Here is a 2,931-nt window from a genome sequence, read left to right on the forward strand (position 1 = left end):
CCCCTCGCAAGAGGATCATGTACTGAATACATAGGTGCATGAGGCAAACCCGGGGAACTGAAACATCTCAGTACCTGGAGGAAAAGACATCAACAGAGATTCCGCTAGTAGTGGCGAGCGAACGCGGAGCAGGCCAATGCCTTATTGAGAAGAAGCAGAACGGTCTGGAAAGTCCGGCAAGAATGGGTGATAGCCCCGTATGCGTAGTGTCTTGATAAGGATTTGAGTAGGGCGGGGCACGTGAAACCCTGTCTGAACATGGGGGGACCACCCTCCAAGCCTAAATACTCCTTAGTGACCGATAGCGAACAAGTACCGTGAGGGAAAGGTGAAAAGCACCCCGATAAGGGGAGTGAAAGAGACCTGAAACCGGACGCCTACAAGCAGTCGGAGCCTCTTATGGGGTGACGGCGTACCTTTTGTATAATGGGTCAGCGAGTTTCTGTTTGCAGCGAGCTTAAGCCGTTAGGTGTAGGCGTAGCGAAAGCGAGTCTGAATAGGGCGACTGAGTTGCTGGCAGAAGACCCGAAACCGAGTGATCTAGCCATGGCCAGGCTGAAGGTGCGGTAACACGCACTGGAGGGCCGAACCCACGCCTGTTGAAAAAGTCGGGGATGAGCTGTGGCTAGGGGTGAAAGGCCAATCAAACTCGGAGATAGCTGGTTCTCCGCGAAATCTATTGAGGTAGATCGTCGGGTGTTTACCCTGGGGGGTAGAGCACTGGATGGGCTAGGGGGGCCCAAAGCCTTACCAAACCTAACCAAACTCCGAATACCCAGGAGTATAGCCCGGCAGACAGACAGTGGGTGCTAAGGTCCATTGTCGAGAGGGAAACAGCCCAGACCACCAGCTAAGGCCCCTAAATCGTGGCTAAGTGGGAAAGGATGTGGGGATTCCAAAACAACCAGGAGGTTGGCTTAGAAGCAGCCATCCTTTAAAGAAAGCGTAATAGCTCACTGGTCTATTAGAAACCCTGCGCCGAAAATGTAACGGGGCTCAAGCCACGTGCCGAAGCTGTGGGTGCATTCTTATGAATGCGCGGTAGCGGAGCGTTCCGTAAGTCTGCGAAGGAGGCGGGGTGACCCCCTCTGGAGATATCGGAAGTGCGAATGCTGACATGAGTAGCGACAAACAGTGCGAGAAACACTGTCGCCGAAAGTCCAAGGGTTCCTGCGCAAGGTTAATCCACGCAGGGTGAGCCGGCCCCTAAGGCGAGGGCGAGAGCCGTAGTCGATGGGAACTAGGTGAATATTCCTAGGCCTGCCAGAAGTGACGAATGAGAAATGTTGTCTGTCCTTAACGGATTGAACAGGCTTTTTGATCATTCCAGGAAATAGCTCTGGCGTATAGACCGTACCCGAAACCGACACAGGTGGACTGGTAGAGAATACCAAGGCGCTTGAGAGAACGATGCTGAAGGAACTAGGCAAATTGCTCGTGTAACTTCGGGATAAACGAGACCCAACCGTGGGCAACCATGATTGGGTGGCACAGACCAGGGGGTAGCGACTGTTTAGTAAAAACACAGGGCTCTGCGAAATCGTGAGATGACGTATAGGGCCTGACGCCTGCCCGGTGCCGGAAGGTTAAGAGGAGATGTGCAAGCATTGAATTGAAGCCCCGGTAAACGGCGGCCGTAACTATAACGGTCCTAAGGTAGCGAAATTCCTTGTCGGGTAAGTTCCGACCTGCACGAATGGCGTAACGACTTCCCCACTGTCTCCAGCATCGACTCAGCGAAATTGAATTCCCCGTGAAGATGCGGGGTACCCGCGGTCAGACGGAAAGACCCTATGAACCTTTACTGCAGCTTTGCAGTGGCATCAGGAAAATCCTGTGTAGGATAGGTCGGAGGCTTTGAAGCCGGGGCGCCAGCACCGGTGGAGCCACCCTTGAAATACGACCCTGAATTTTTCTGATGTCTAACCGAGACCAGTAAGCCTGGTCCGGGACCCTGCATGGTGGGCAGTTTGACTGGGGCGGTCGCCTCCCAAAGTGTAACGGAGGCGCGCGATGGTGGGCTCAGGCCGGTCGGAAACCGGCTGTCGAGTGCAATGGCATAAGCCCGCCTGACTGCGAGAATGACAGTTCGAGCAGAGACGAAAGTCGGCCATAGTGATCCGGTGGTCCCACGTGGACGGGCCATCGCTCAACGGATAAAAGGTACTCTAGGGATAACAGGCTGATCTCCCCCAAGAGTCCACATCGACGGGGAGGTTTGGCACCTCGATGTCGGCTCATCACATCCTGGGGCTGGAGCAGGTCCCAAGGGTTCGGCTGTTCGCCGATTAAAGTGGTACGTGAGCTGGGTTTAGAACGTCGTGAGACAGTTCGGTCCCTATCTGCCGTGGGTGTAAGAGACTTGAGAGGATTTGTCCCTAGTACGAGAGGACCGGGATGAACATACCTCTGGTGCACCGGTTGTCACGCCAGTGGCACAGCCGGGTAGCTAAGTATGGACGGGATAACCGCTGAAAGCATCTAAGCGGGAAACCCACCTCAAAACGAGGTCTCATAGAGCCGTGAGAGACCATCACGTCGATAGGCCGGGTGTGAAAGTGCAGTAATGCATGCAGCTAACCGGTCCTAATCGCTCATAATCCTCACATCAAACACATGCACAGAAATCAGCCACACTCATAAAACACCAACCTCCACCCACTCTCAAAAAGACTGGGTGGGCTGGAAGACCTGGTGGCCATTGCGAGGGCCCTACACCCGATCCCATCCCGAACTCGGCCGTGAAATCCCTCAGCGCCTATGATACTGCACCTCAAGGTGCGGAAAAGTCGGTCGCCGCCAGGTCCCCCAGCCCACTCACAATTCTCCCAAAAACCAACATCATACACACCACCGCGGGGTGGAGCAGCCCGGTAGCTCGTCAGGCTCATAACCTGAAGGCCGCAGGTTCAAATCCTGCCCCCGCAACCA

1 tRNA gene and 2 rRNA genes (1 of these 3 running past the window's edge) are annotated in these 2,931 nt (G+C 54.8%); all 3 read left to right on the forward strand.

Annotation, left to right across the window (positions count from 1 at the left end):
* Positions 1-2,610 (forward strand): 23S ribosomal RNA (locus J4P41_RS15520) (it extends 127 nt beyond the left edge of the window).
* Between the two features lie 80 nt (positions 2,611-2,690).
* Positions 2,691-2,805, forward strand: a 5S ribosomal RNA gene (rrf, locus tag J4P41_RS15525).
* 49 nt (positions 2,806-2,854) lie between these two features.
* Positions 2,855-2,931 (forward strand) — tRNA-Met (locus J4P41_RS15530).

The organism is Gluconobacter sp. NFX36 (assembly GCF_049887835.1).
In the GTDB taxonomy this organism is placed as follows: domain Bacteria; phylum Pseudomonadota; class Alphaproteobacteria; order Acetobacterales; family Acetobacteraceae; genus Gluconobacter; species Gluconobacter japonicus_A.